General features: G+C 57.0%; 21 protein-coding genes. 9 read left to right on the top strand and 12 right to left on the bottom strand.

Annotation, left to right across the window (positions count from 1 at the left end):
- Window positions 1-6: 6 nt before the first annotated feature.
- From ATO67_RS15355 to ATO67_RS15345, 3 genes are all read right to left on the bottom strand, one after another.
- Window positions 7-1038, bottom strand: coding sequence for a nickel/cobalt transporter (locus tag ATO67_RS15355; RefSeq protein WP_067651386.1), 1032 nt, complete (start codon window positions 1036-1038; stop codon window positions 7-9).
- 278 nt (window positions 1039-1316) lie between these two features.
- The gene (locus ATO67_RS15350; protein ID WP_067651039.1) at window positions 1317-1964 is read right to left on the bottom strand and encodes a DUF1007 family protein; all 648 of its coding nucleotides are present in this window, start codon (window positions 1962-1964) and stop codon (window positions 1317-1319) included.
- A 91-nt stretch (window positions 1965-2055) separates the two neighbouring features.
- The gene (locus ATO67_RS15345; protein ID WP_067651036.1) at window positions 2056-2949 is read right to left on the bottom strand and encodes a LysR family transcriptional regulator; all 894 of its coding nucleotides are present in this window, start codon (window positions 2947-2949) and stop codon (window positions 2056-2058) included.
- A gap of 542 nt (window positions 2950-3491) precedes the next feature.
- Here ATO67_RS15345 and odc2 point away from each other — a divergent pair.
- Both odc2 and ATO67_RS15335 read left to right on the top strand, forming a co-directional pair.
- Complete coding sequence (odc2, locus tag ATO67_RS15340; RefSeq protein WP_067651033.1) at window positions 3492-4625, top strand: ornithine/lysine decarboxylase; 1134 nt, start codon at window positions 3492-3494, stop codon at window positions 4623-4625.
- 252 nt (window positions 4626-4877) lie between these two features.
- The gene (locus ATO67_RS15335; RefSeq protein ID WP_067651030.1) at window positions 4878-5444 is read left to right on the top strand and encodes a GNAT family N-acetyltransferase; all 567 of its coding nucleotides are present in this window, start codon (window positions 4878-4880) and stop codon (window positions 5442-5444) included.
- A gap of 100 nt (window positions 5445-5544) precedes the next feature.
- Here the strand turns inward: ATO67_RS15335 and ATO67_RS15330 are convergent, their stop codons facing one another.
- The gene (locus ATO67_RS15330) at window positions 5545-7362 is read right to left on the bottom strand and encodes a methyl-accepting chemotaxis protein (RefSeq protein WP_067651027.1); all 1818 of its coding nucleotides are present in this window, start codon (window positions 7360-7362) and stop codon (window positions 5545-5547) included.
- A gap of 385 nt (window positions 7363-7747) precedes the next feature.
- Window positions 7748-8911, bottom strand: a complete 1164-nt coding sequence (locus ATO67_RS15325) for a hypothetical protein (protein ID WP_067651024.1) — start codon at window positions 8909-8911, stop codon at window positions 7748-7750.
- A 260-nt stretch (window positions 8912-9171) separates the two neighbouring features.
- On the opposite strand from ATO67_RS15325, the gene ATO67_RS15320 reads away from it, so the two are divergent.
- The gene (locus tag ATO67_RS15320) at window positions 9172-9471 is read left to right on the top strand and encodes a hypothetical protein (RefSeq protein WP_067651021.1); all 300 of its coding nucleotides are present in this window, start codon (window positions 9172-9174) and stop codon (window positions 9469-9471) included.
- Window positions 9472-9518: 47 nt separating this feature from the next.
- Here the strand turns inward: ATO67_RS15320 and ATO67_RS15315 are convergent, their stop codons facing one another.
- From ATO67_RS15315 to ATO67_RS15300, 4 genes are all read right to left on the bottom strand, one after another.
- Complete coding sequence (locus ATO67_RS15315) at window positions 9519-9902, bottom strand: VOC family protein (RefSeq protein ID WP_082760293.1); 384 nt, start codon at window positions 9900-9902, stop codon at window positions 9519-9521.
- A gap of 78 nt (window positions 9903-9980) precedes the next feature.
- Entirely contained in the window at window positions 9981-10973 is a 993-nt protein-coding gene (locus tag ATO67_RS15310) for a WD40 repeat domain-containing protein (protein ID WP_067651015.1), read from the bottom strand.
- Between the two features lie 222 nt (window positions 10974-11195).
- Window positions 11196-12290: a CobW family GTP-binding protein gene (locus tag ATO67_RS15305; RefSeq protein ID WP_067651012.1), complete on the bottom strand. Its 1095-nt coding sequence runs from the start codon at window positions 12288-12290 to the stop codon at window positions 11196-11198.
- Window positions 12291-12368: 78 nt separating this feature from the next.
- Window positions 12369-13193 (bottom strand): creatininase family protein, encoded by an 825-nt coding sequence (locus tag ATO67_RS15300; RefSeq protein ID WP_067651009.1) that lies wholly within the window; start codon window positions 13191-13193, stop codon window positions 12369-12371.
- 78 nt (window positions 13194-13271) lie between these two features.
- Here ATO67_RS15300 and ATO67_RS15295 point away from each other — a divergent pair, with 78 nt between their 5' ends.
- The 3 genes from ATO67_RS15295 (at window position 13272) to ATO67_RS15285 (ending at window position 15957) form a co-directional block, all read left to right on the top strand.
- Window positions 13272-13781, top strand: coding sequence for a MarR family winged helix-turn-helix transcriptional regulator (locus ATO67_RS15295; protein ID WP_067651005.1), 510 nt, complete (start codon window positions 13272-13274; stop codon window positions 13779-13781).
- Window positions 13782-13902: 121 nt separating this feature from the next.
- Entirely contained in the window at window positions 13903-14925 is a 1023-nt protein-coding gene (locus ATO67_RS15290) for a LacI family DNA-binding transcriptional regulator (protein WP_067651002.1), read from the top strand.
- 69 nt (window positions 14926-14994) lie between these two features.
- The gene (locus tag ATO67_RS15285) at window positions 14995-15957 is read left to right on the top strand and encodes a 2-hydroxyacid dehydrogenase (RefSeq protein ID WP_067650999.1); all 963 of its coding nucleotides are present in this window, start codon (window positions 14995-14997) and stop codon (window positions 15955-15957) included.
- Between the two features lie 73 nt (window positions 15958-16030).
- Here the strand turns inward: ATO67_RS15285 and ATO67_RS15280 are convergent, their stop codons facing one another.
- Complete coding sequence (locus ATO67_RS15280; protein ID WP_067650995.1) at window positions 16031-16786, bottom strand: gamma-glutamyl-gamma-aminobutyrate hydrolase family protein; 756 nt, start codon at window positions 16784-16786, stop codon at window positions 16031-16033.
- Between the two features lie 223 nt (window positions 16787-17009).
- On the opposite strand from ATO67_RS15280, the gene ATO67_RS15275 reads away from it, so the two are divergent.
- Entirely contained in the window at window positions 17010-18116 is a 1107-nt protein-coding gene (locus ATO67_RS15275; protein WP_067650993.1) for a TRAP transporter substrate-binding protein, read from the top strand.
- 384 nt (window positions 18117-18500) lie between these two features.
- Here the strand turns inward: ATO67_RS15275 and ATO67_RS15270 are convergent, their stop codons facing one another.
- On the bottom strand, window positions 18501-20003 hold the full coding sequence (locus ATO67_RS15270; RefSeq protein ID WP_067650990.1) for a TRAP transporter large permease: 1503 nt from the start codon (window positions 20001-20003) through the stop codon (window positions 18501-18503).
- Window positions 20004-20032: 29 nt separating this feature from the next.
- Complete coding sequence (locus ATO67_RS15265; protein WP_067650987.1) at window positions 20033-20572, bottom strand: TRAP transporter small permease subunit; 540 nt, start codon at window positions 20570-20572, stop codon at window positions 20033-20035.
- A gap of 406 nt (window positions 20573-20978) precedes the next feature.
- Between ATO67_RS15265 and ATO67_RS15260 the strand changes: the two genes are divergently transcribed.
- Window positions 20979-21203, top strand: a complete 225-nt coding sequence (locus ATO67_RS15260; protein WP_067650984.1) for an aa3-type cytochrome c oxidase subunit IV — start codon at window positions 20979-20981, stop codon at window positions 21201-21203.
- Window positions 21204-21361: 158 nt separating this feature from the next.
- Window positions 21362-23221 (top strand): ABC transporter ATP-binding protein, encoded by a 1860-nt coding sequence (locus ATO67_RS15255; RefSeq protein ID WP_067650981.1) that lies wholly within the window; start codon window positions 21362-21364, stop codon window positions 23219-23221.
- Window positions 23222-23240: the final 19 nt, after the last annotated feature.

Genomic DNA, 23240 nt, shown 5'->3' with positions numbered 1-23240 from the left:
CTTGCCTCAAACCTGCAATGATGCACCCAGCAAGCCAAGCCCCATCAGCAGCACGAACACGGCACCCGCGATCTCTATGCCATGGGTGATGCGTGATGCCTTGGTGCTGCCGGTGCCGGCGAAGCGGACGGCTATGTCTTTTGCTTTGACGGCGAGGCAGGCCAGGAGCGAGACGGTGATGGCGGTGCCGATGGACATTGCGAGGACCGAGAGGACGCCGCCCATCAGCAGGCCGTTCAGCACGGAAAAGCTCATGACGATGATCGCGCCGGAGCAGGGGCGAAGGCCAACGGCGATGATGGCCGACCATGCTTCATGCAGGCTGAAATCTTTTGCGCGCAGTATGGATGGGTCCGGCGCGTGGGCGTTGCCGCAGGTGGTGCAGAGGTCGCCGCTGCCGCTCTGGGCATGATCGGCGAAGACGGGTTTGCCTTGGAAGCGAAGGCCGGTTCCCATTCCTGTTCTTACGGGTCCAACTGCGACGGGCGAGGGGCCGGCAACGGCCAGCGCTGGCGCGGGTTCGACCTTCACCATGAGGCTGCGGAGCTTGCGAAACAAAAGCCATGCGCCGAACAGGGCGACCATGGCGAAGCTGGCGATTTCCATCGCCTGCGTTGCCTTGGTCATGGTGATCGAGGTGCCGCGCAGCACCAGATAGGCAGCGCCCACCAGAGCGATGGCGACTGCGCCTTGCAGTACCGCTGAAATGAAGGAGATGACGATGCCGCGTTTCAGCTGCGTCTCGTTGGCAATCATATAGGACGAAATGACCGCCTTGCCGTGGCCGGGGCCGGCGGCGTGGAACACGCCATAGGCAAAGGACAGACCGATCAGCGAGGTCAGCGCCCACGGGTCTTCCCGCATGGCTTTCAGCGCGCCGGTCAAGGCGCGGTAGAAGGATTGCTGATGGACATTGATCCACTGGAAGAGGGGGGCGAGCGGTCCACCGATGGAGATGGATGGCTCTGCCGAGCCGATGCCGAGCGGCGACTGGGCGTGGGCAGTGGAGAGGGTGGCGAGGAAGATGGCGCAAAGAATGAGGAAGCGAGTGGCGGTAGGGTTTTTCTGTTTTTGAGGACGGGCAATAGTTATGATGCGGTGGAGGGTGCCGCTTACCCCCCTCTGCCCTGCCGGGCATCTCCCCCTCAAGGGGGGAGATTGACATGTGGTTACCCGCTCGTCCGTCTCAGGCGTTGCGGATGAAGCGAAGAGCGGGCGTCTTGCTGATCTCCCCCCTTGAGGGGGAGATGCCCGGCAGGGCAGAGGGGGGTAAGCGGCAAGCTCAGACATTTCCGCCCGCGATGAACTCGTTTCCCTCAGCATTTCAGCTCCAGTCGCGTGGCAAACAGCTTGGTCATGTCGGTGCCGGTCGGGTCGTTGAAAAAGGCGTCTGTCAGATTGTTCTGGTTCTGGGAGATGATCTCATCCGGGTCGGGACGCACGACCTTGTGTTTGCAGACCGCCAGATGCGTACCCTTGACGACGATGTCGGTGTCCTTGGCGAAGTCTATTGCCGTGTAGAGCGTCGGGTCCCATGCGCCGAAGGTCAATGTTCCTTTTACAGGGAGCGGCTTTTGCGGCTTCATGGAAAAGAACATCAGCACCTGATTGTCCTTATAATCGACATGGATAGCATCGGGCTTGCCCAGATCGACCGGTTTCCCGTTTTCGGTGACGAAGGTGTAGTAGGAAAACTCGGCGAGTGATTCATGGACTGTCTTGCCGATTTCGGCCAGTTCTTCCTTGTCCAGCTTGGCATCGCTGTTCTTGTCATAGTCCAGGACGACGCTTGCGGAAAACATTTCATCGAAGCGCCAGATGTTGCGCACTTCCGAAATATTTCCATCCGCGCCCTCGATGATTTCCATCCGCGCTTCGGCAAAAATATGCGGGTGCGCCATGGCGCTGAACGGCGCAAGACAGGCGGACAGGCATGCAGCCAGCGGTACGATCACGTTTTTCATGGATGCCTGTCTGTCTCGACGCTTCAATATGGTTTTGATTCTACCGGCAAATGGGACCGAATTTCGGCTTGCCTGAAGATGAACTTCGAACTCAGCTGTAATTCTTGAACCAGTTCGCCAGATAGTCCACGAAGCTACGCACCTTGGCGGGCAGATAACGCCGGTGCGGATAGACGGCGTAGATGCCGCGATCGCGGGATATATAGTCATCGAACAGGGTCACGAGTTCACCAGAGAGAATGTGCGGTTTGGCGATAAAATCCGGCACGATGGCGACGCCGAGGCCGGTGCGGGCGGCGCGGAGCGTAGCCTGCGGGCTGTTGACCTCGATAGGACCTGTAATCGCCACGGAATTGGTGCCGCCGCCGGGTTCGAAATAGCGGATGTGGTTGTGGAAGCGGGAGTTCGTATCCACGATGCAGGGAACCTTGGCCAAATCCTGCGGCGAATTCAGCGGGCCGTAACGGTCGACGAATTCAGGGGTCGCGACCGCATAAACGCGAAAGTCTGCCAGTTTCTTGGCGATCATGCCGGAATCTTCCAGCTTGGTGATTCGCACAGCCAGGTCGAAACTTTCCTCGATCAGGTCCACGAACCGGTCTTCCGCCACGATTTCCAGAACCAGTTCCGGGTTCTCCTTGGCGAAATCGATCAGGCTCTGGCCGATTTCCGCGTCGATGAAAGTGCGCGGTACGGAGATGCGCAGCTTGCCTTTCAGATCGGCGTTCTTCTCGCGCACGAGATCGGCGAGATTATCGATTTCCTTCAAGATATCGGCGGCGGTGCGGTAATAGGTATGGCCTGCTTCCGTCATGGAAAACTGGCGGGTGGTGCGGTTGAGAAGCAATGCGCCGAGATCGTCTTCCAATTCACGGACATATTTGGACAGAAGCGCCTTGGAGCGCCCGGTCTTGCGGGCGGCGGCGGAAAACCCTTCCGCTTCGACCACGTCGATAAAGGCCCTGATGCGGGTGAGAGTGTCCATTAATGGCTCCTGTTTGTTCCACATTCTTGAACGCGCGCGCCCTGTCGTTCAAGAATAAAAATCCGGTGCCGAAAAAATCCGCATTATGATGAAAAATTCCCTTGATTGTTACAGCGAATATTCTTATCTCCCGGTTGCCCAAAGTCGCACGTGCCCATGTGTGTCCGCCGGACCCTCGATGTGGTGAGGAGTTTGGTAAGGTACCTGGAATTAACCCCTCCAGTCGCTATTCCGGCCAACCGGGAAATGCGAGGACATACGAAGCAACGACGGTGCGGGCCTTTCTGGTTCTCTGCCGGCTTTCCATCAGCCGGGGTACTAAAGAGGCACACCATCATTGCCGTAAGTGCGGTTGGGTATGATTCCCTCCAATCCCATGGCAGACAAAGCCGAATAATGCTCCTGGCAGGGCGTTGTTCACATTTGCGCCTTGAGCGTATGCGATTGATTCCGCGTCTCCACCGGCGGATCGTTCTGCATATCTTGAGCGCCCTTTGTCCTCCGGAATTTACCGGGGTCGGAACATTTTAGGGAATACAACGATGACGACTGCACGCATCATTGACTTCATCAAGACCCGCCGCCCAGAAGGCCCTTGCCTGGTGGTCGACCTTGATGTTGTGCGCGATAATTTCCATGCGTTCCGGCACGCTCTGCCAAACAGTGCGATCTATTATGCCGTCAAGGCCAATCCTGCTCCTGAAATTCTCACGCTGCTGGCCGGCATGGGCTCCAACTTCGATTGCGCCTCCGTGGCTGAAATCCAGATGGCGCTTGATGCCGGTGCGACCTCCGACCGTATCTCCTTCGGCAACACCATCAAGAAGGAACGCGATGTTGCACGCGCATTTGCGCTGGGCATCGATCTCTTCGCCGTGGATAGCCATGAAGAAGTGGAAAAGGTTGCCCGCGCCGCCCCCGGCGCCCGTGTATTCTGCCGCGTTCTGACCGATGGTGAAGGCGCCGAATGGCCGCTGTCGCGCAAGTTCGGCTGCGTACCGCAGATGGCTGTCGATGTTCTGGTCTATGCCCATCAGATGGGTCTGGAATCCTACGGCGTTTCCTTCCACGTCGGTTCGCAGATGATGAACCTCGACGCATGGGACGCGGCTCTTGGCGATGCAAAGCGCGTTTTCGCATCGCTCGCCAAGCAAGGCATCCACCTGCAGATGGTCAACATGGGCGGTGGCTTCCCGACGAAGTATCTGCGTGACGTTCCTGCTGCCGAAGAATATGGTCATGCCATCGACACGGCGCTGCGCAAGCACTTCGGCAATCAGATTCCGAAGACCATCATCGAGCCGGGTCGCGGCATGGTCGGCAATGCCGGTGTCATCAAGGCGGAAGTCGTGCTTGTTTCGCGCAAGTCCGACAACGACAACCACCGCTGGGTGTTCCTCGATATCGGCAAGTTCGGCGGTCTGGCCGAAACCATGGACGAAGCCATTCGCTACCCGATCCGCACCGAGCGCGACGAAGATGCGATGGAGCTTTGCGTTCTGGCTGGCCCGACCTGCGATAGCGCCGACGTGCTGTACGAGAAGAACATGTACCCGCTGCCGGTCTCTCTGACCATTGGCGACGAAGTTCTTATCGAAGGTACGGGCGCCTACACGACCACCTATTCGGCGGTCGCATTCAACGGTTTCGAGCCGCTGAAGTCCTATGTGATCTGAATGTCTGACGTCTGTCTGGGGGCAGACGTCAGTCTTTAGGATCCTACCGTTCCGGCTTGCTCATTCGCGCTCAAGCGCAAACCCTGCTTGCCGCACCTCTGTCAAGCCGAGGATAAGGCGTCGTCTGGCGGGCCGGAACGGTTTCACATTATTATCGCATGTCGTTCTCGCAAAACCGTTCAACACTTTTGCGCGACATGCTTTCATTTTAGGGTGCCGCTTTCGTGGGCGGCTTGGTGACGGGAGGCCGGGATGGCCGCTGTTCTCAATTCTGTACGTGCATTTTTCACACCGCAGACATTTCATATCGACGCTGAAAATCCGGGTGATGTCGTCGCCCGTGAAAATCTGCTCGACCGTGTCATGGGCGCAGGCCGTCGTCGCAAGTCTTCCGAAAAGCTGCGCGCAGGTCGCGTGCCTGCCGAAGGTCTGGCGCTTGTGGCGCGTGATCAGGACGGCCACGTCATCGGTACCGTTCGCCTGTGGAATGTTCAGGCTGGCGTAACCCGTGAAGGCGGCCCCATATCTGCCCTCCTGTTGGGACCGCTTGCGGTGGATTGCGCCCATGAAGGCAAGGGCATCGGCTCAGCCTTGATGCGTGCCGCCATTGCCGAGGCTGGAAAGCGCGATCACGGCGCTGTCCTGCTGGTCGGTGATGCGCCTTATTACGAGCGCTTCGGCTTCTTTGCCAGCCATACCCAGCACCTTGTCATGCCCGGCCCGTTCGAGCGTTCGCGCTTTCTTGCGCTGGAGCTGAAAAAGGGCTGGCTTGATGGTGCCGCCGGTATGCTGGTCGCGAGTGGCCGCAAGTTTTCTTGAGAGCCTGGTTGCCTGGATTTCAGGCGGTCGGTTGGTAGACGTTAGGTAACGAAGCGTGGGGGTACACCCCACACTCCATCACGACTCATCAAAATTGCAGCTAGGCAACGCGCCGCAGAGCTTCGGCGCGATTGAGCTTGAACGCACCCACCATGGCCGAAAGCGCGGTGGTGGCTTCGGCGATCGTTTGGCTGACGGCGTTGGTTTCTTCCACCATGGCGGCGTTCTGCTGGGTCATCTGGTCCAGCGTATTGACGCTGGTGCTGATCTCCTGAAGGCCGACGGACTGCTCACGCGCGGCGGTGGCGATGCTGTCGATGTTGCTGTCAATGCGGGTGACGAAGTCTTCGATCTGGGTAAGGGCGCTTCCGGTGGATTGAACCAGCGTCACGCCGTTCGTGACCTGCTCTCCGGATTTGCCGATGAGATCTCGAATTTCCTTCGACGCCTTTGCCGAGCGCTGCGCCAGTTCGCGCACTTCCTGCGCGACGACGGCAAAGCCCTTGCCTGCTTCACCCGCACGGGCTGCCTCCACACCGGCGTTCAGCGCCAAGAGGTTGGTCTGGAAGGCGATTTCATCAATGACGCTGATGATGGACTTGATCTCACCGGATGCGCTTTCGATACGCTGCATGGCGCAGATCGCTTCATTGACGACGCCGGAAGACTGGGTGGCGGAACGGCGTGCTTCCTTGACCAGATCGCGGGTTTCGTTGACGCGGACAGTCGATGTCTTGACGGTTGAGGCGACCTGCTCGAGCGCGGCTGCTGTCTCTTCCAGCGCTGCGGCCTGCTGTTCGGTGCGACGGGAGAGATCGTTGGCCGCGCTGTTCATCTCATGGCCCTGCTTGCGCAGGTGATCCGTCTCGCCGAGGATTTTTCCAAGCGTGGACTGAAGGGTGAGGACCGAGGCATTGAAATCCCCGCGCAGGGTTTCGAACTTGGCATCGAAGCTGCGATCGAGCGTTGAACTCAGGTCGCAATTGGAGAGATTGTTGAGGCCGCCTCCCAGCTGTTCGATGGCAAAACGCAGGGCGTTTGCTTCCGCGACGCGTTCTTTTTCGCGGTTTTCGCGCTCTTCATTGGTGGCCAACCGCGATTGCTCGGCCTCGCCTTCAAGCTGGCGTTTTGCCAGGCCCGCATCCCGAAAGATTGCCAACGCGCGCGCCATGGCACCGATTTCATCGTGACGCTTGAGGTGTGGCGGCGCTTCTTCCAGATGGCCCTTGGCCATATGGGTCATCGTCTCGGTGATCTGCTTGATGGGCGCGATGGCCCGGCGGCGCAGGAAGATGGTTGTCGAGATGCTGAGCATGATCAGCAGGCCACCCAGCGTGTAATTGGTGTTCTGCAGGAAGGTGGTTTGCAAAGCCGCCTCGTTTTCCTTGGCTTTGCCATACACCGTGCCCATGTCGACCAGCTGATTGACGGCATCTTCATGGTCGTGGAATTTTGCACTGAGGACATCCAGCGATGTGGTAATCTTTGCCGCATCTGCCGCATCTGCCGCGGCAAGCGTGGGCAGTGTGTCGGTTTCCAACACGGTCCAGAACGCATCGCCCTTGATCAGCACGTCATTCTGCAACTTCTGCTTCAGGGTGTCGGGAAGCGTCGTCGTCTTCCAATATTCGCGCCTTTCCTGATACTGACCTTTCAGCACCTCGATCCGTTCGATGTTTTTCGCCATTCGGTCCGGGTGAAGGGCCGCCTCGTTGGTCAGGGCGTAGGTCTCTATGAGATAGAGCGGCGGCGGCAGGATGTCTGCGATCAGATCCTTGCTGTCGATGATTTCCTGATAGATCGGGCCATTCACCTTGAGCGTATCGAGCGCGTAAGCCCCCGTCAGAAGGGTGAGGATGACGCCGGTTGCCAAGGCGACGCCGGTTGCGGTGACGAGTGCAGAGATCGACAGCTTCATTGCGAAAGTCCGGAACGGAGACGAGGGAAAGGGTCGTAAACTTATGTGCCGGAGACCGGCTGGTATCGCATGCCGTGGAAAACCGGACGCAAGAGGCGGCTGAGTGAACATCCGAACAAAGTATTCTTATTTATAATCGATAAAGTTGTTAATTTTGTTCTTCTGCACCTGTATTTTCTCATCTTTTACTTGAATATGTTGATTTTCCATTAATAGAATTTTTCATCGATTATTATTATAATTGTCGAATTTTCTAACATTTTGTCGCCGGTTTCTTTCCAGATGGATGAACACGTTAGCGTGTCATTGCCATTCCGGCTCAAACGTCTTTATTGACGCCTGTTGTTACTGACGCCTTCGACGCTGGATGATGTGTGAGGTGTGGTTAGAAACGACCACTGAAGCGGGAGGAAATGGCACTGCCGCGATAGGCGGCGGTTTCGTCATCCTCGTCGTGCAGCAGGCGGGAAAATTCCAGTTCCAGCTTGCGGTCCTTGCCGGTGTCGAGCGCTAGCGTTGCGACAAGTCGCCTTTCGCTGCTGTCGTAATCGTAATAAACCCAGTCCTTGTGGGTTCTTTCAACGGCAAGGTCGAAACCCAGGGACTTGGTGAGTTTGGTTTTCATCACGGCCTTCCAGCGACGTTGAAATTCGCCCAGGGGATCGTCCAGATCGTAGAGTGCGTAATCCTGCGAGAAGGCTGCGCCAAAGGATAACCGGTCGTTCACGGCCCATTCCGCTTCGGCGCGCAGATAAGGTCTGGCACGTTTGACCTGATTGCTGACCTCGTCTCCCGAGATCGTCGTCAGACCTGCTTCCATCAAAACCGCGAGGTTGGTACCGAATTTGCGGCCGTAGGCGAGCGAGCCGCGCAGGTTGGTGGCGGGGAAGCGCTCATAGATTTGCTGCTGGTTATCGGGGATAAGGCTGGCGTTGTAGGCGACCGTTACGCCAACTTCACCGCCTGCCAATGCGCGGATGTGATTGGCCTTCAAACCGAGCAAGGCTTCATTGGCCTCCAGCCTTGCGGGCAGGAAATAGCTGGGGCGAAAATGCGATGTGCCCTTCATCAGGCCGGTGTAACTGACTGTCAGCGTATTCTTGCCGCCGAAGGCCTCGAGCGTGGCTGCGGTCGAGACATCGAGCTTATGATCAAGACGGCGAAAGCCGATCACCTCATCCGGCAGCTTGAGAAAAATGTCGCCCGCATCGCTGCGCGTGCCGCGGATCTGAGCGCTCCATTCCAGTTTGTCGGAGATTGTGCGCGATAGCGTGAAATTGACCCAGCTATTGTGTTCTTTGGCAAAGCCATAGCGCGGGACGCTGACCTCCTGATGGTTGAAGGAATATCCGAATTTGGTTCCCTCTCGCTCGATCTCGCCTTCGACGCCGATGCTCGTCCGCAGGCTGAGAACGGCGATCTTGTTGATATCGCTGAAATAATTCGTGTCGTATGTCGTTTCCACGTCGTAGATGAGGCGTGGCTCGGCGCTGGCATTGTGCGCGCAAGCACCGCAGACGAGCAACGCAACGATGACGCAACGCATCATGATTATCCTCAATATCTAATTGAGGTATATCTTATAGATAGAGGGTTAATAATATTTTGCAGATGTCAGGCGGGGCCTGCGGTCGAAGTATTGTCGGCGGGATTCGAGATGTAGGCGATTTTGATGTGAATTTTATTCAAATTAAAAATGTTAATATTAACGGTTTATTATAACATTAGCATATGCTTGCATTAGATCGTACTAATTGTACTGTCTGGTCACGCCGGACGGCGTTGTTTCAAAGATCAGAGGAGAGAGAAATGCTTACGAAAATCGCATGTGCTACGATCGCTCTTACCATTGCTTCCATGGCTCCTGCCCATGCCGGTGGACTGCTGGGTGGCCTTCTTTCGGGCAACAGCAACAAGGGTGGTCTTGTCAATGTCTCGCCCGGTATCAACCTCGGCATCGGCAACATCCTGTCCGGCAACGGTATTCTGAACGGCAACAAGACCGGCCTTTTGAGCGGCATTCTCAACGGCAACAAGACATCGGTCGATGCCATCGGGAGCGGCAATGATCACGACCGCGGTTATTCCAAGAAGAAGCGCCGCCACTAGGGATTTTCTACGATAACAGGCATGATGGAGGGGGCATGGCGCCCCCTTTATCGTGTCTTCGACAGCCGCAAATAATAGCCGTCGGGATCAACGATGCGGAAATCGGTTACGCCCCAGGGATGTGTGGTGAGATTACCTGAGATCGGCCACCCGCTGGCTCTTGCCCTGTCATAGGCGGATTGAAGATCTTCAACCTCAATGACGATTTCCACGCCACGACCTGCTCTTTCACCCGCCAACACTTTTGTCGGGTGGTCTTCTGGCAGAGAATTATTGTTGTTCAGAGAGAGATGAATGTCGCCCAGGGACAGGGGCGTATACCCTCCATGACCCTGTGGTCCCGCGACGAACTCAAGCACGTTTGTATAAAAGCCCTTCGACGTGGCGATATCGGCTACAAAGAGCTCCACGCATAATCTCGGTCTGTTCATTGGTGTTCTCCGGTACTGCAACCGGAGATAACTGTAACTTCAGATCGTAACTATGGCGAACGAAATTGCCACGTGGCTTTACGCCGTGATATCGACGATCCCGCAATCACCGGCTTCGGAGGCGAAGGCCAGAAGTTTGCCGGTGTTGCTCCAGGACATGGAGGTGATGGCGCCTTTTCCGGGGCGGCGCAGCAGGGCTTCCTTCTGGTCGGCCAAGCGAACGCCGAGGATCATGCCGTCGGCAAAGCCGATGGCCAGCACTTCTTCCAGCGGGTGGAACGCGACGTTGGTGACCATGATATCGGAGCGGGTGCCGAGTTCCAGCGGTGCCTTGCCCATCGGGCCATCTTTGCCGGCGAAGGGCCAGACGATGGCAGCCGGTGCGCCTGAAGAGGCCAGCCATTTGCATTTGACGGACCATGATATCGATTTGACCTTGGCGGGATATCCGGTCATGCGCATGTGGCGCGCATCCGTGCCACCCTTGGCCGCGTCCAGCTTCCAGCCATGCAGGGCGTTTTCCTGCATGGTGGTGACGAGGAACTTGCCATCTGCGGAGAAAGTGACGCCGGTGTGGGCGCCCTTCCAGTCCAGATCGATGGGGTCGCCAGCGGTTGCTACCCAATGCAGCGTCACGCCATTGTAGCGGGCCGCGGCGATGCGCAGACCCTTTGGCGCAAAGGCGATGGCCTCGACCGTGCGTTCTTCCTTGAATTCCTTAATAGTGCCATCACCCAGACGAACGAAGCTGGACTTGCCGACACCATAGGCAATGGCATTCTGCGGGCCGCCTGCGACAACGCTGATCCATTTGCGCGGCACATGGGCAAGCTCTGTCACCGTGCCGTCATGGCCGACGCGCAGCACCTTGCCGTCTTCGCCGCCGGTCAGAAGTGTGGCGCTATGCGGATCGCGGATACAGGTCAGCAGGCCCTGATGCGCCTCGATGACCTTCTCGCCGCCATCCAGCCGATGGATGTTGCCAGCTGCCGTGGCAAAAAGTGGGATATCGCCCAGAAAATGCGTCGCGACGACGTGGCCTTCAAGGTCAAGAGGAGCAACGGTGGGCATGGGTAAAGGGTCTTTCCGTGTATGGGTTATGGGTAACAATGGCCGCGTCGGGATTTTGTTTCCCTATCCGTCGTCATGGTCGGGCTTGACCCGACCATCCACAGTTTGCGGCAGTAAATCCTCGGGTCAAGCCCGAGGATGACGGAGAGTGTGGTGGTGGGTCTTCATTTTAAGGCCGCGTCGCCGTGCATGATTGTACGCGGCATTACGACGACCGGTCTATCAAGCCGCAGCGATACACGCCTTAAAGCTATTTTCCAGCTTTTCGCGGTCCAGATCGCGGCCGATGAAGACGAGGCGGCTTTCGCGCTTTTCGCCGTCTTTCCATGGGCGCTGGTGATCGCCTTCGATGATCATATGAACGCCCTGAACGACGTAACGTTCGGCATCATCCTTGAAGGCGATAATGCCCTTGAGGCGCAGGATTTTCGGGCCGTCGGTCTGCGTGACCTTCTGAATCCATGGGAAGAAACGCTCGGCATTCATTTCGCCACCGCGCAGTGAAACGGACTGGACCGTCACGTCGTGGATAGGCGAGGGGGCGTGGTGGTGGTGTCCATGATCATGCCCGTGGCTATGGTCATGGTCATGATGATGGTGATCATGGCTATGGTCATGTCCGCAATCGGGGCCACAGACGTGGTCGTCATGTTCCTGCTCGAGGAAATGCGGGTCGTTTTCCAGCGCACGTTCCAGGTTGAACGCGCCCTGGTTGAGCACATGGGCGAGATCGACGCCGGAGCGGCTGGTCTTGTGGACGCGGGCGGACGGGTTGATGGCGCGAACGACGTCTTCGATGACGGCCAGTTCCTGCGGCGTCACGAGGTCGGTCTTGTTGATGACGATGACATCGGCAAAGGCAATCTGGTCTTCGGCTTCGCGGCTGTCCTTCAGGCGCAGCGGCAGGTGCTTGGCATCCACCAGCGCGATGACGGCATCAAGTTCTGTCTTGGCGCGCACATCGTCATCCATGAAGAAGGTCTGGGCGACGGGAACGGGGTCGGCAAGGCCGGTGGTCTCAACGATGATGCCATCAAAACGGCCGGGGCGGCGCATCAGGCCTTCCACCACGCGAATAAGGTCTCCGCGCACGGTGCAGCAGACGCAGCCATTGTTCATTTCGTAGATTTCTTCGTCCGATTCCACGATCAGATCGTTATCGATGCCGATTTCGCCAAATTCATTGACGATGACGGCGTATTTCTTGCCGTGATTTTCCGACAGGATGCGGTTGAGAAGCGTGGTTTTGCCCGCGCCCAGATAGCCCGTCAACACTGTAACGGGGATCGGCTTGATGGTTGTTGCTGCTTCGGTCATGAGAAACCTCTGAAGGTAATGGGCCGCGACGCGGCTTTGAAAGCGTTGCCGTTCATATAGGCGTGTGGCGAAGTGAGTTCAAAGAGAATTTGCCGAAGTTTTTTGAACCGAGCTTTCAAGCAAATTCATGTCAAAGGCCGATACGTCTTCCAAAAGCTCCAGCAAGCCTGCTACCGCATGGGCGATGATCGTCTCGCCCTTTTCGGCGGTCGCATTGGCGGCGTTGCCCGCAACGCCCTGTGTGTTCAAATCCGACATGCGCCAGCCGAAGGCGTGTGGGCCATAGGCGCGCAGCTGTTTAAAGTCTTGGGCGAATTGGGACTGTTTCGACGCGAAGTTTTCGGCCTTCTCCATCTGTACCAGTTCCGGGTGCAGCGCCAGCATGACAGAGGTTTCGATATCGCCACCGTGGATATCGATGGCTTTCTCTTCAGGTGACATCACGCCTTGCGGCATGCCGAAGCGGGTCCAGCTGGTGGCGACGGCCAGCATACCGAACCTCACTCGGGCTTCCGTGGCGACGACTATCATCAACGGGGAATTGCCGCCATGGGCATTCAGCATCACGAATTTTCGGATGCCTTTGATGTGCTGGGCCTCGGCGATTTCAAGCCAACGGTTGACGGCCTCATCGAAAGCAAGGGTCTTCGTGCCTGATACATCCATATGTTCGATGGAGTAGCCGACTGGTTCTGTGGGCAGAAAATGAATGGGTGCGCTGGGGGCGAGCGCCTGTTTCAACCGGTCCACGATGCCTTGTGCGATCAGCGTATCCGTCTCAAACGGCAGATGCGGTCCATGCTGCTCATGCGCCCCCAAAGGCAGCACGGCAATGATCTCGTTTCGCGCGTGTAAAGCGGCTGTTACGTTATTGTCGTGAATATGCGTATATGTGTCAGACATCTGGCGATCTGCGCCTGCATTCGTTAAGTGTTACCAAGAACATATCGTCGTCCGGGACTTCAGGAAAGGCATTTGCTGATGAGCAAGGATAAGCTGGCTAAAAAGAACAAGTCCGAGAAGAAAGCCAAGTCCGGCAAAAAGAAGGATTTGCCGTTCAATGCGGAAGAGCTGGCCCAGTCCATTACGCAGGCCGCCCGCTCCATGCGCACGGCACTCAGCCACAACCTTTCGGCCAGCGGTCTCTATGCGGGTCAGGATGGCGTGATCCTGGCGCTGGCGCAGGAAGGCAGCATGACGCCGGGGCAGATTGCCCAGAAGCTTGGCGTCAAGGCACCGACGATGACGCGCACCATCGGTCGCATGGAGGCGCAGGGGTTTGTTGAACGCAGCGCCGATGACGGCGACGGGCGACTGACCATGGTGAAACTGACCGAGGCGGGTCTGAAAAGCGTCGAGCACATCAACACGTCACTGGCGGATTGCAATGCTCGCGCCGTGGATGGATTATCTGCCAAAGAGGTAAAAACCGTGGTCAAATTGCTGCGCGCCATCGATGCGAATTTGCAATCTTTTGAATCAATCGATTAAAATTTTGAATTTCTCTGATCGGTCGCTTTGAATCCCTTAAAATTGTTGCGCGGTTTATTTAAATTGTTTAGTCACAATTTAAAGGTTGCGGAGGCGGCCTGCGTGACCGGGGGAGGCAACTGTGGCGCAAAAGATCAAATTATCGACCATTGCTGAAAGTCTTGGGCTTTCCACCGCGACGATTTCACTTGCGCTGCGGGACAGCCCGCTTGTGGCAGGGGATACGCGGGAAAAAATCAAGATCCAAGCCCGCGCTCTGGGCTACATCTACAACCGTCGTGCAGCCAGTCTGCGCACCTCTCGCTCCGGCATTATCGGCGTCGTCTTCCACGATGTGATGAACCCGTTTTACGGGGAAATTCTCAAAGCCATCGAAAGTGAGCTGGACCGCAGCCGCCAGACCTTCATTCTGTCCAACCACTATGATTCCGTCGAGAAGCAGCGCACCTTCATCGAGACGCTGCTGCAACTGGGCAGTGACGGCATCATCATGTCGCCCGCCATCGGCACACCGCTGGAGGATATGACGCTGGCCGAGGAAAACGGCATGCCCGCCATTCTCGTGGCCCGTTCCATGGACGGCGTGGATATGCCGACGTTTCGTGGCGATGACAGCTATGGCATCTCGCTTGCCACCAACCACTTGATCAGCCTTGGCCACCGCACCATTGCCATGGTGGGGGGAACCGACCAGACCTCGACAGGCCGTGACCGCTATCAGGGTTACGTCAATGCGCTGCGCAAGGCGGGGATCGAGGTAGACCCCAATTTGCGCATTCCCGGTGCGCGCTCCAAGCAGGGCGGGTTTGAGGCGGCGGTGAACTTTCTGTCCCTGCCGCAAAAGCCGACCGCTGCGGTGTGCTGGAACGACCTCGTCGCCATCGGCCTTATGAACGGTATTTCCCGCGCTGGTTTCGTGCCCGGCAAGGATATTTCGGTGACCGGTTATGACGATCTGGAAGAGGCGGCCATTGCCACGCCTGCGCTGACGACGGTGTCCAACGGGCAGGCGGAAGTCGGGCGACTGGCGGCCCGTGCGCTGCTGGACAGGCTTGCGGGCAGCCATGAGCCTGACGGTATTCACCTGATCAAGCCGGAAATGCGCATTCGCCAATCCACCAGCCCGTGCGTTCCGCGCAAGTAGCTTTTTGGGTTCCGCTTTGTAAGCCTATCGGCTAGCTTGGCCTCATGCATCGCAGGAGGATACACAAGCATGTCAGATAGCAAAGCCGTCGTTCTCGTTCCGGGAAAAATCCACCCACGTGTTCTCGAGCGCTTCGAAGGCAAGGTGGAGGTCATCAAGGCACCGGCAGGACCTGAGCCATCGTTATCTGCCGATGATGCCCAGCGGATTACTGCCGTTGCCGTGTCCGGTGGCTTTAATGCCAGGTGGATGGATGCGCTGCCGAATCTCGAGGTCATCGCCAATTTTGGTGTCGGCTATGATGGCGTGGACGTGAAACATGCGGCCTCTCGCGGCATCATCGTCTCCAATACGCCGGACGTTTTGAACGACGAGGTGGCAGACACGACGATTGCACTGCTGATCAACACTGTCAGGCGCCTCTACGAGGCGGAAAAGCATCTTCGCGACGGCAAATGGTTGTCCGAAGGGCCGTTTGCGCTCTCGCCCTTTTCGTTGCGCGGCCGCAAGGTCGGCCTGTTCGGCATGGGCCGCATCGGCCAGGAAATCGCCAAGCGTCTGGAGCCGTTCAAGGTGGAGATCGGCTATCATACGCGCAGCCGCAAGTCGGAGCTTTCCTACACCTATTACGGCTCGCTGAAAGAAATGGCGGAGGCCGTCGATGTCCTGATCTGCATCGTGCCGGGAACACCAGCAACGCATAAGGCCATCAATGCCGATATCCTTGCGGCGCTAGGTTCCAACGGCGTTTTCATCAATGTCGGGCGTGGCTCCAGCGTGGATGAAGATGCGCTGCTGACGGCGCTTCAGGATGGAACGCTTGGTGCTGCGGGTCTCGATGTGTTCTATGAAGAGCCGAAAGTGCCGGAAGGCTTCTTGTCGCTGCCGAACGTGACCCTGCTGCCGCATGTGGCATCGGCTTCGGTGCCAACGCGCAATGCCATGGCCGATCTGGTGGCAGACAATGTGCTGGGATGGTTGAGCGAGCGGAAAGTGGTGACGCCGGTGGCTGAGACGCCTGTTAAGGGGTGAGTTTGGGACAACGGGGCGCGGGATTATCTCTCCCCTTATGGGAGAGGTACCCAGCCGCACGCTCCTAGCTCAATCACACCTTTCCAGCCCGATACTCCCGCACTGCCCTACCAAACGCCTCAAACAGCGCCCGCGATGGCGCATCGGTCTGCGCCCAGTATTCCGGGTGCCACTGAACGCCGACGGCGAAGCCCTTGGCATCGATGACCGATACCGCCTCGATAGTTCCGTCTTCCGCCGTTGCTTCTACCTGAAGCAGTGGAGCCGTCTGTGCAATGGCCTGGCGGTGGAGGGAGTTGATCTGCACTTCACCCGCCAAGCCCAGATGTTGAGCAATGCAGGAGCCCTCTCGGATGAAGACGGGCTGGCGGATGGCGAAGGCTGCGTCGCGATCGACGTCTGCGGGCTTGCGGTGGTCCCAATTGCCGGGTTGTTCCTGAATTTCACTGGCAAGCGTGCCGCCCAGCGCCACGTTCAGTTCCTGAATGCCACGGCAGATGGCCAGCATCGGAATGCCGCGCTCTATCGCGCGGCGGATGAGCGGCAGGCTGGTGGCATCGCGACCGGGATCGAACGGGCCATCGCTGTCTTTGGCTTCGACGCCATAGAGCGATGGATGAACGTTGGTTGCGGAGCCGGAAACGAGAAGGCCATCGACGCGGTCCAGAATGGCATCGATATCATTTCCCTGCTCGAAAGCGGGGATGATGAAGGACATGACGTCGGCCACATTGAGAGCCGACGACAGATATTGGGTTTGCGCGGCGTGCCACTCCGCACCATCGAGAAATCTGATGTCGGCGGGAATGGCGATGATGGGTCTGGACATGATGGCTCCGAAGTCGATGTCATTTCTTGTGAAGCCCCGCAGGGGGATTCGTCAAGCTTTGCGTTCGTGATTTGCGCCCATCTCTTTATTCTAAAGTATAAGGCGCGACTTATTCTTGGATGACATGCTTGTCAGGGCCAAAGACCCGTGCTTTGCTCCCGATATGCCTGATAGCGGAGGGGAATTCGGCTGAGGCACAAGATTCGTATCTGGGAGGATATTTATGGATCGTCGTTCATTCATCAAAAAAGGTGCCGTTTCCGGTGCTGGAGCCGCTGCCGCAACCGTTCTGGCAGCACCTGCCATCGCGCAACAGAATACCAAGATCACATGGCGTCTGACCTCTTCGTTTCCGAAATCGCTGGATACGATTTTCGGCGGGGCGCAGGACGTGGCCAGCCATGTTTCGGCAGCGACGGATGGCAATTTCAACATTCAGGTTTTTGCTGCCGGTGAAATCGTACCCGGCCTTCAGGCGGCCGATGCGGTATCGTCCGGCACAGTCGAGATGTGCCACACCTGCTCCTATTATTACGTCGGCAAGGATCCGACCTTTGCCATCGGCACGGCCATTCCGTTCGGTCTCAATGCGCGGCTTACGAACTCATGGTTCTATGAGGGCAATGGCAACACGTTGCTCAACGAGTTCTATGCCAAGCACAATCTCTACGGCATGATATCAGGCAATACCGGCGTGCAGATGGGTGGCTGGTTCCGCAAGGAGATCAACACGGTCGAGGACTTCAAGGGCGTCAAGATGCGCATCGCCGGGCTTGCTGGCAAGGTGGTGGAAAAGCTTGGCGTCGTGCCGCAGCAGATCGCCGGTGGCGACATCTACCCGGCGCTTGAAAAAGGCACCATCGATGCGGCCGAGTGGGTTGGTCCCTATGACGACCACAAGCTGGGCTTTCAGAAGGTGGCGAAATATTACTATTACCCGGCTTTCTGGGAGGGTGGTCCGGTCATCCATTCCTTCGTTAATCTGGACAAGTGGAACAACCTGCCGAAACAATATCAGGCGGTGTTGAAGGATGCCTGCGCGTTTGCCAACACCAATATGATGGCGAAGTACGATGCCAAGAACCCGATGGCGATCAAGCAGATCGTGTCTGAGGGAGCGACACTGCGGCCCTTTAGTCAGGACATTCTCGATGCCTGCTACAAGGCGGCGTTGGAAGTCTATGCCGAGATTTCAGCTGTTAATCCGGACTTCAAGAAGGTTTACGAAGACCAAGTGGCGTTCAAGCGCGAGGGGTATCTGTGGATGCAGCTTGCAGAATATACGTTCGATACCTTCATGATGATCCAGCAGCGCAACGGCAAGCTCTGAAGATATCAAGGGCAGATCAGACAAACCCGGATCGAAAGGTCCGGGTTTTATTTTGCTCTCAATGATTGTGGCATCTCGACAAACACGAATTCAATTCTATGATCGCGATGGTTGAACGCTAAAGCAGCACACTCCGGGACCAGCCGGAGTATCGGCGGAGACAGGCCCCGCCGACCTTGGCAACGGCCTTGCTGTTCAACTGTGGAGGTGATGCGATGCGAAAGCCGCTGAGCATTACGTTTATCGTGAGAAAAAGCCGGACAGGCTGGTCAATGACTGTCCGGCTCAATTTCAAACTATAGGTAAACCGGAAGGTAGAGTTAGCGCTCTGCCTTCCACTTCACCAATATAATATGTTTTCACACACGTAACAAGTGTTTCGCCTCACGGCCCGATCTTCGGCGGTTCGTTCAGGTTCGGCATGCCCGGCAAGCCATTTCCGCCCGGTTGTGCGGGTGCACCATCCATGGGTGGCAGGCCGAAGTTGGGCATGGTGTTGCCGCCCTGATTGCCGAATGCGGGTACTTCGATCTTGATCGTGTTGAGATCGACATCCGGTGCCTTGTCCAGCCAGTAGGTGACGGATTCGGGCCAGAAGATGACGATGGCGACGAGGATGAGCTGCATGCCCAGCCAAGGGATCGCGCCTATGTAGATATCCGAGGTTTTGACGCTACGCGGCGCAATCGAGCGCAGGTAGAAGAGCGCAAAACCAAAGGGCGGATGCATGAAGCTTGTCTGCATGTTGATGCAGATCAGCACGCCGAACCAGATGAGGTCGATGCCGAGAGCTTGCGCAATCGGGGCCAGCATCGGGATGACGATGAAGGCGATCTCGAAGAAATCGAGGAAGAAGGCCAGAAAGAAGATGAAGATGTTGACGAAGATCAGGAAGCCGATCGGGCCGCCCGGGATGCCCGACAACATGTGCTCGATCCATAGCGAACCATCCATGCCCTGAAAGACGAGGCTGAAGCAGGTGGCGCCGACCAGAATAAACACCACCATCGACGTAATGTGCATGGTGGAGTGCATGCCCTGCTTGATGAGATCCCATGTCAGGCGGCGGTGCGCGGCGGCCAGCGCCATGGCACCGACGACGCCGAGCGCGCCTGCTTCCGTTGGTGTCGCAAGACCCATGAAGATGGTGCCGAGCACGAGGAAAATCAGCACGATGGATGGCACCATGCCCGCCAGCACCTTGAAGACCAGGGCGCGGTTAAGCTCGCCGCGCGCTTCCGGCGGCAAGGCGGGCAAATCCTTCGGGCGCAGCTTCGACATAACGAAGATGAAAAGGAGGAAAATGGTGATTTGCAGGATCGATGGCCCGATGGCACCGAGATACATATCGCCCACCGACTTGCCGAGCTGGTCTGCCAGAACGATCAGCACCAGCGAGGGCGGAATGACCTGTGTGATAGTACCGGACGCCGCAATAACGCCGGTGGCGAGGCGGGGATTGTAGCCATATTTCAGCATGATGGGCAGCGAGATGACGCCCATGGTGATGACGGACGCGGCAACCGTTCCAGTGATGGCACCAAGGATCGCGCCGACGAGGATGACGGCGTAGGCAAGGCCACCGGGTATCGCGCCGAACAGCTTGCCGGTTCCCTCCAGCAAGTCTTCTGCCAGCCCGCATCGTTCGAGAATGGCACCCATGAAGGTGAAGAAGGGGATTGCCAGCAACAGATCATTGGAAATGATGCCGAAAATGCGAAGCGGCAGGGCTTGCAGGAAGGCAGGCGAAAAATGCTCGGTAAAAATACCGATGATGCCGAACAGAAGCCCGACCGAGGCCAGCGAAAACGCCACGGGAAAACCGTAGAGCATGAAGATGATCATGCCCAGGAACATCAGTGGCGGCAGAATACCGTATTCGAACATGGAAATATCCTTAGCGATCTGCGCCTGTGTTACTGGAGCGGTTTTTCGTATTTGGTGTCGAGCATATAGTGCCCGCCCAGCGCGCCGATGCGCTTCACCAGTTCGGATATTCCCTGAAGGACCAGAAGGGCAAAGCCCGCGAAGATGATGAATTTCACCGGCCAGCGGATAAGCCCGCCCGCATTCGATGACACCTCGTTCTGTTGCAAGGACAGCAGGAACATTGGCCAGCTGAGCCATGCCAGATAAAAGCATGCGGGAAGCAGAAAGAAGACGATGCCGATGATATCGACCCACAGGCGGGTGCGCGCTGAAATCGCGCCATAGATAATGTCCACGCGCACATGTTCGTTCATCCGCAATGTATAGGACGCGCCCACGAGAACGATGAAGGCGAACATGTACCACTGGATTTCCAGCCAGCCGTTCGAACTATAATTGAAAAGGTAACGCACAATGGCGTTGCCTGCGCTGACGAGGCAGCAAATCAACACAAGATAGCCTGCAAACTTGCCCATCGCCTCACTGAACCAGTCAATAAGGGCGCTGACTTTCAAAAGAGCCTTCATTCTTTCCCCTCCTCGATCCCTTTGCGGGTTTTATGCGCAGGAATATCCCTTGGCTGTCTGCATATGACAATGCCGACACCGTGCCCGATCAAAGCTACGGACGTCCTCCACTTATTTCGTGTAGGAGGTGGTTTTGCGAAATGCAACTGGGATAGCGCGTTACGCCATGTAAACTGGGCATTTGTGAAGAGTTAGCGACGTATATGTTGCCGGGCTGCACAGTTTTTCGCATCCTGTCTGAAGTGCCGTATCTCGGGTGCTCGCGCTTGCTCTATCCATTGCGTTTTTCAGCCAGTCTATGTTACGTCTCGTGTCGGAGCTTTCTGCAAGATTTTGTCGTGTGAAGAACACGCCACGCGCGTGATGTAACGGGCAAGATCGTTGGATTTACGAGAGGGGAAATGGAATGAGCGAACACCACACAGGTCCAGCCGAAGTCGGCGCACCGATGAATTATCCCGAGCACGAGAAGACCTATAATGGCTTCCTGGCCGCAACGAAGTACGTCACCATTATGGTGACGGTGCTCATGATTGCCATGGCTGTCGGATTTTTCACCACCGGCGGCTTTTTCGGTGGCGCTCTCGTGTTTTTCATTCTGACGATTGCCGGTTTCGTGCTGCTTCGTTGAACTTCACAGTATAAGACGGCAGCGGGAGGGAAAACTCCCGCGCCCGATATTCTTTTTGCAATCTACGATAAGTTTTTGTCTCCTGCGGCAATTCATGGTTAGATATTGGCGATTCTCGATGCAGTCGCCTTTCCCTGTCAGTTTTACTGTTTGGTACCATGGCTTTTTCAGACTTCGTCTATCGCCCGTTCGAGCGGCTGATCCGACCCCTTGAAATTCCCTACAAGCCGCTGCCCTCGCAGGGGCCGTTTCATCTGCTGATGCATTTTGTGCGGATGTTTCGCGGTGTTCTCATCGCGATCTCGATGTTTGCGATGTTGATGGAGGCGACCAACCTTTTCCTGATCTGGAGCTTTTCGGCCATCGTCGATGGCGTGACGACGAAGGGTGCAGCGGCATTTCTGCACGAAGACTGGCCTTTGCTTGCCGTCATGGTCGTTCTGCTCTTTCCGGTACAGCCGCTCATCTCGTTCATGGTCAATACGCTTTCGTCGCAGACTGTTGCCGTCTGTATGCCCGCTGCCATTCAGTGGCAGGGGCACAAGGCGGTGGAGCGTCAGGACCTGCGTTTCTTCCATGATCTGTTTGCCGGACAGGTTGCTTCAAGGCTTGCTCAGGTTGCATCAGCGGTTCAGCAGCAGGTAACCGTTGCCTTTTACTCGATACCGTATTTTGTGGTCCAGTTCGTCGGCTCGCTTGTGCTGTTGAGCACAGTGGCATGGCCATTGGCCTTGCCCGTTCTCGTCTGGATCGTTTTCAGTGTGCTGATCGCGGTGCTGGCAGTGCCGAAATTTTCCAAGTTCGCCCAACGCTCTGCCAAAAAACGAAGCTTGCTGGTCGGGTCGATGACCGATCTTTACAGCAACATCCAGATGGTCAAGCAATTTGCCGCCGAAGACAGCGAGGCCGGCGCCTTGCGCAAGGTTTTCTCCGAGGTCATCGAAACGCAGCAGAAAGAACGGCGCGTCTATTTGACGACGAGCACAGCTATTCTCCTTCTTAATGTCGCCTTGTGGATCGCCATGCTGTGCATAGGCTTTTGGGGCATGGTCGACGGTTTCGTCAGCACGGGTCAGTTCGCGGGGTCCATCTATCTGACACAGCGCCTTTCGGCGAATGCGCGGGCCTTTCTGGATATGGGCCAGCAAATCTTTCAGGCCATCGGCACCATTCGTGACGCCATGCCTGTCATGACGACGCCGCCGACAATCGTAGACGCGCCGCAGGCCGCCCCACTTGCGGTGACGCGCGGCGAGATCAGTTTCGACCATGTTCATTTTGCCTACCGTTCAGAAAAAACGGTGATCGAAAATCTGACGCTCAAGGTCGCAGCCGGTGAAAAGGTTGGACTGGTGGGCTTGTCCGGTGCAGGCAAGACGACGCTTGTGAACCTGCTTTTGCGGTTTTACGAGCTTGATAAGGGTGACATTCTCATCGACGGGCAAAGCATCCGCTCCGTCACACAGGCCAGTCTTCGAGAAAACATTGGCGTCATTTCCCAGGATGTTTCGCTGCTGCACCGTTCCGTGGGCGACAATATTCGCTACGGCAAGCCGGATGCCTCTGTTGAGGCCATCGATGCTTCGGCGAGGGCAGCGCAGGCCGATGGCTTTATCGCCGATCTGACTGATGCCGAGGGGCGGAGAGGTTACGATGCTTTCGTGGGAGACCGCGGCGTCAAGCTGTCAGGCGGCCAGCGCCAGCGCGTGGCCATTGCGCGCGTGCTTTTAAAAGACGCCCCCATCCTCATTCTCGATGAAGCGACATCCGCGCTCGACAGTGAATCGGAGGCGGCCATTCAGGAAAAACTGGATGTGCTGATGGCGGACAAGACGGTAATCGCCATCGCCCACCGCCTGTCGACCATCGCGCAGATGGACCGGATCATCGTGCTGGATAAGGGGCGGATCGTGGAGGAGGGAACACCAGCCGACCTTCTGGCGAAAGGCGGGCTCTACGCCAAGCTTTGGCAGCGGCAGACGGGTGGGTACATTGCCGATAGGGATGAGGGAGTTTAGGCCGTATTGCTGGCGAGGG

It is taken from the genome of Agrobacterium bohemicum (genome assembly GCF_001562555.1).
Lineage (GTDB): Bacteria > Pseudomonadota > Alphaproteobacteria > Rhizobiales > Rhizobiaceae > Agrobacterium > Agrobacterium bohemicum.
The sequence above is the reverse complement of the archived record's forward strand: the minus strand, read 5'-3'. Positions and strand labels throughout refer to the sequence as shown.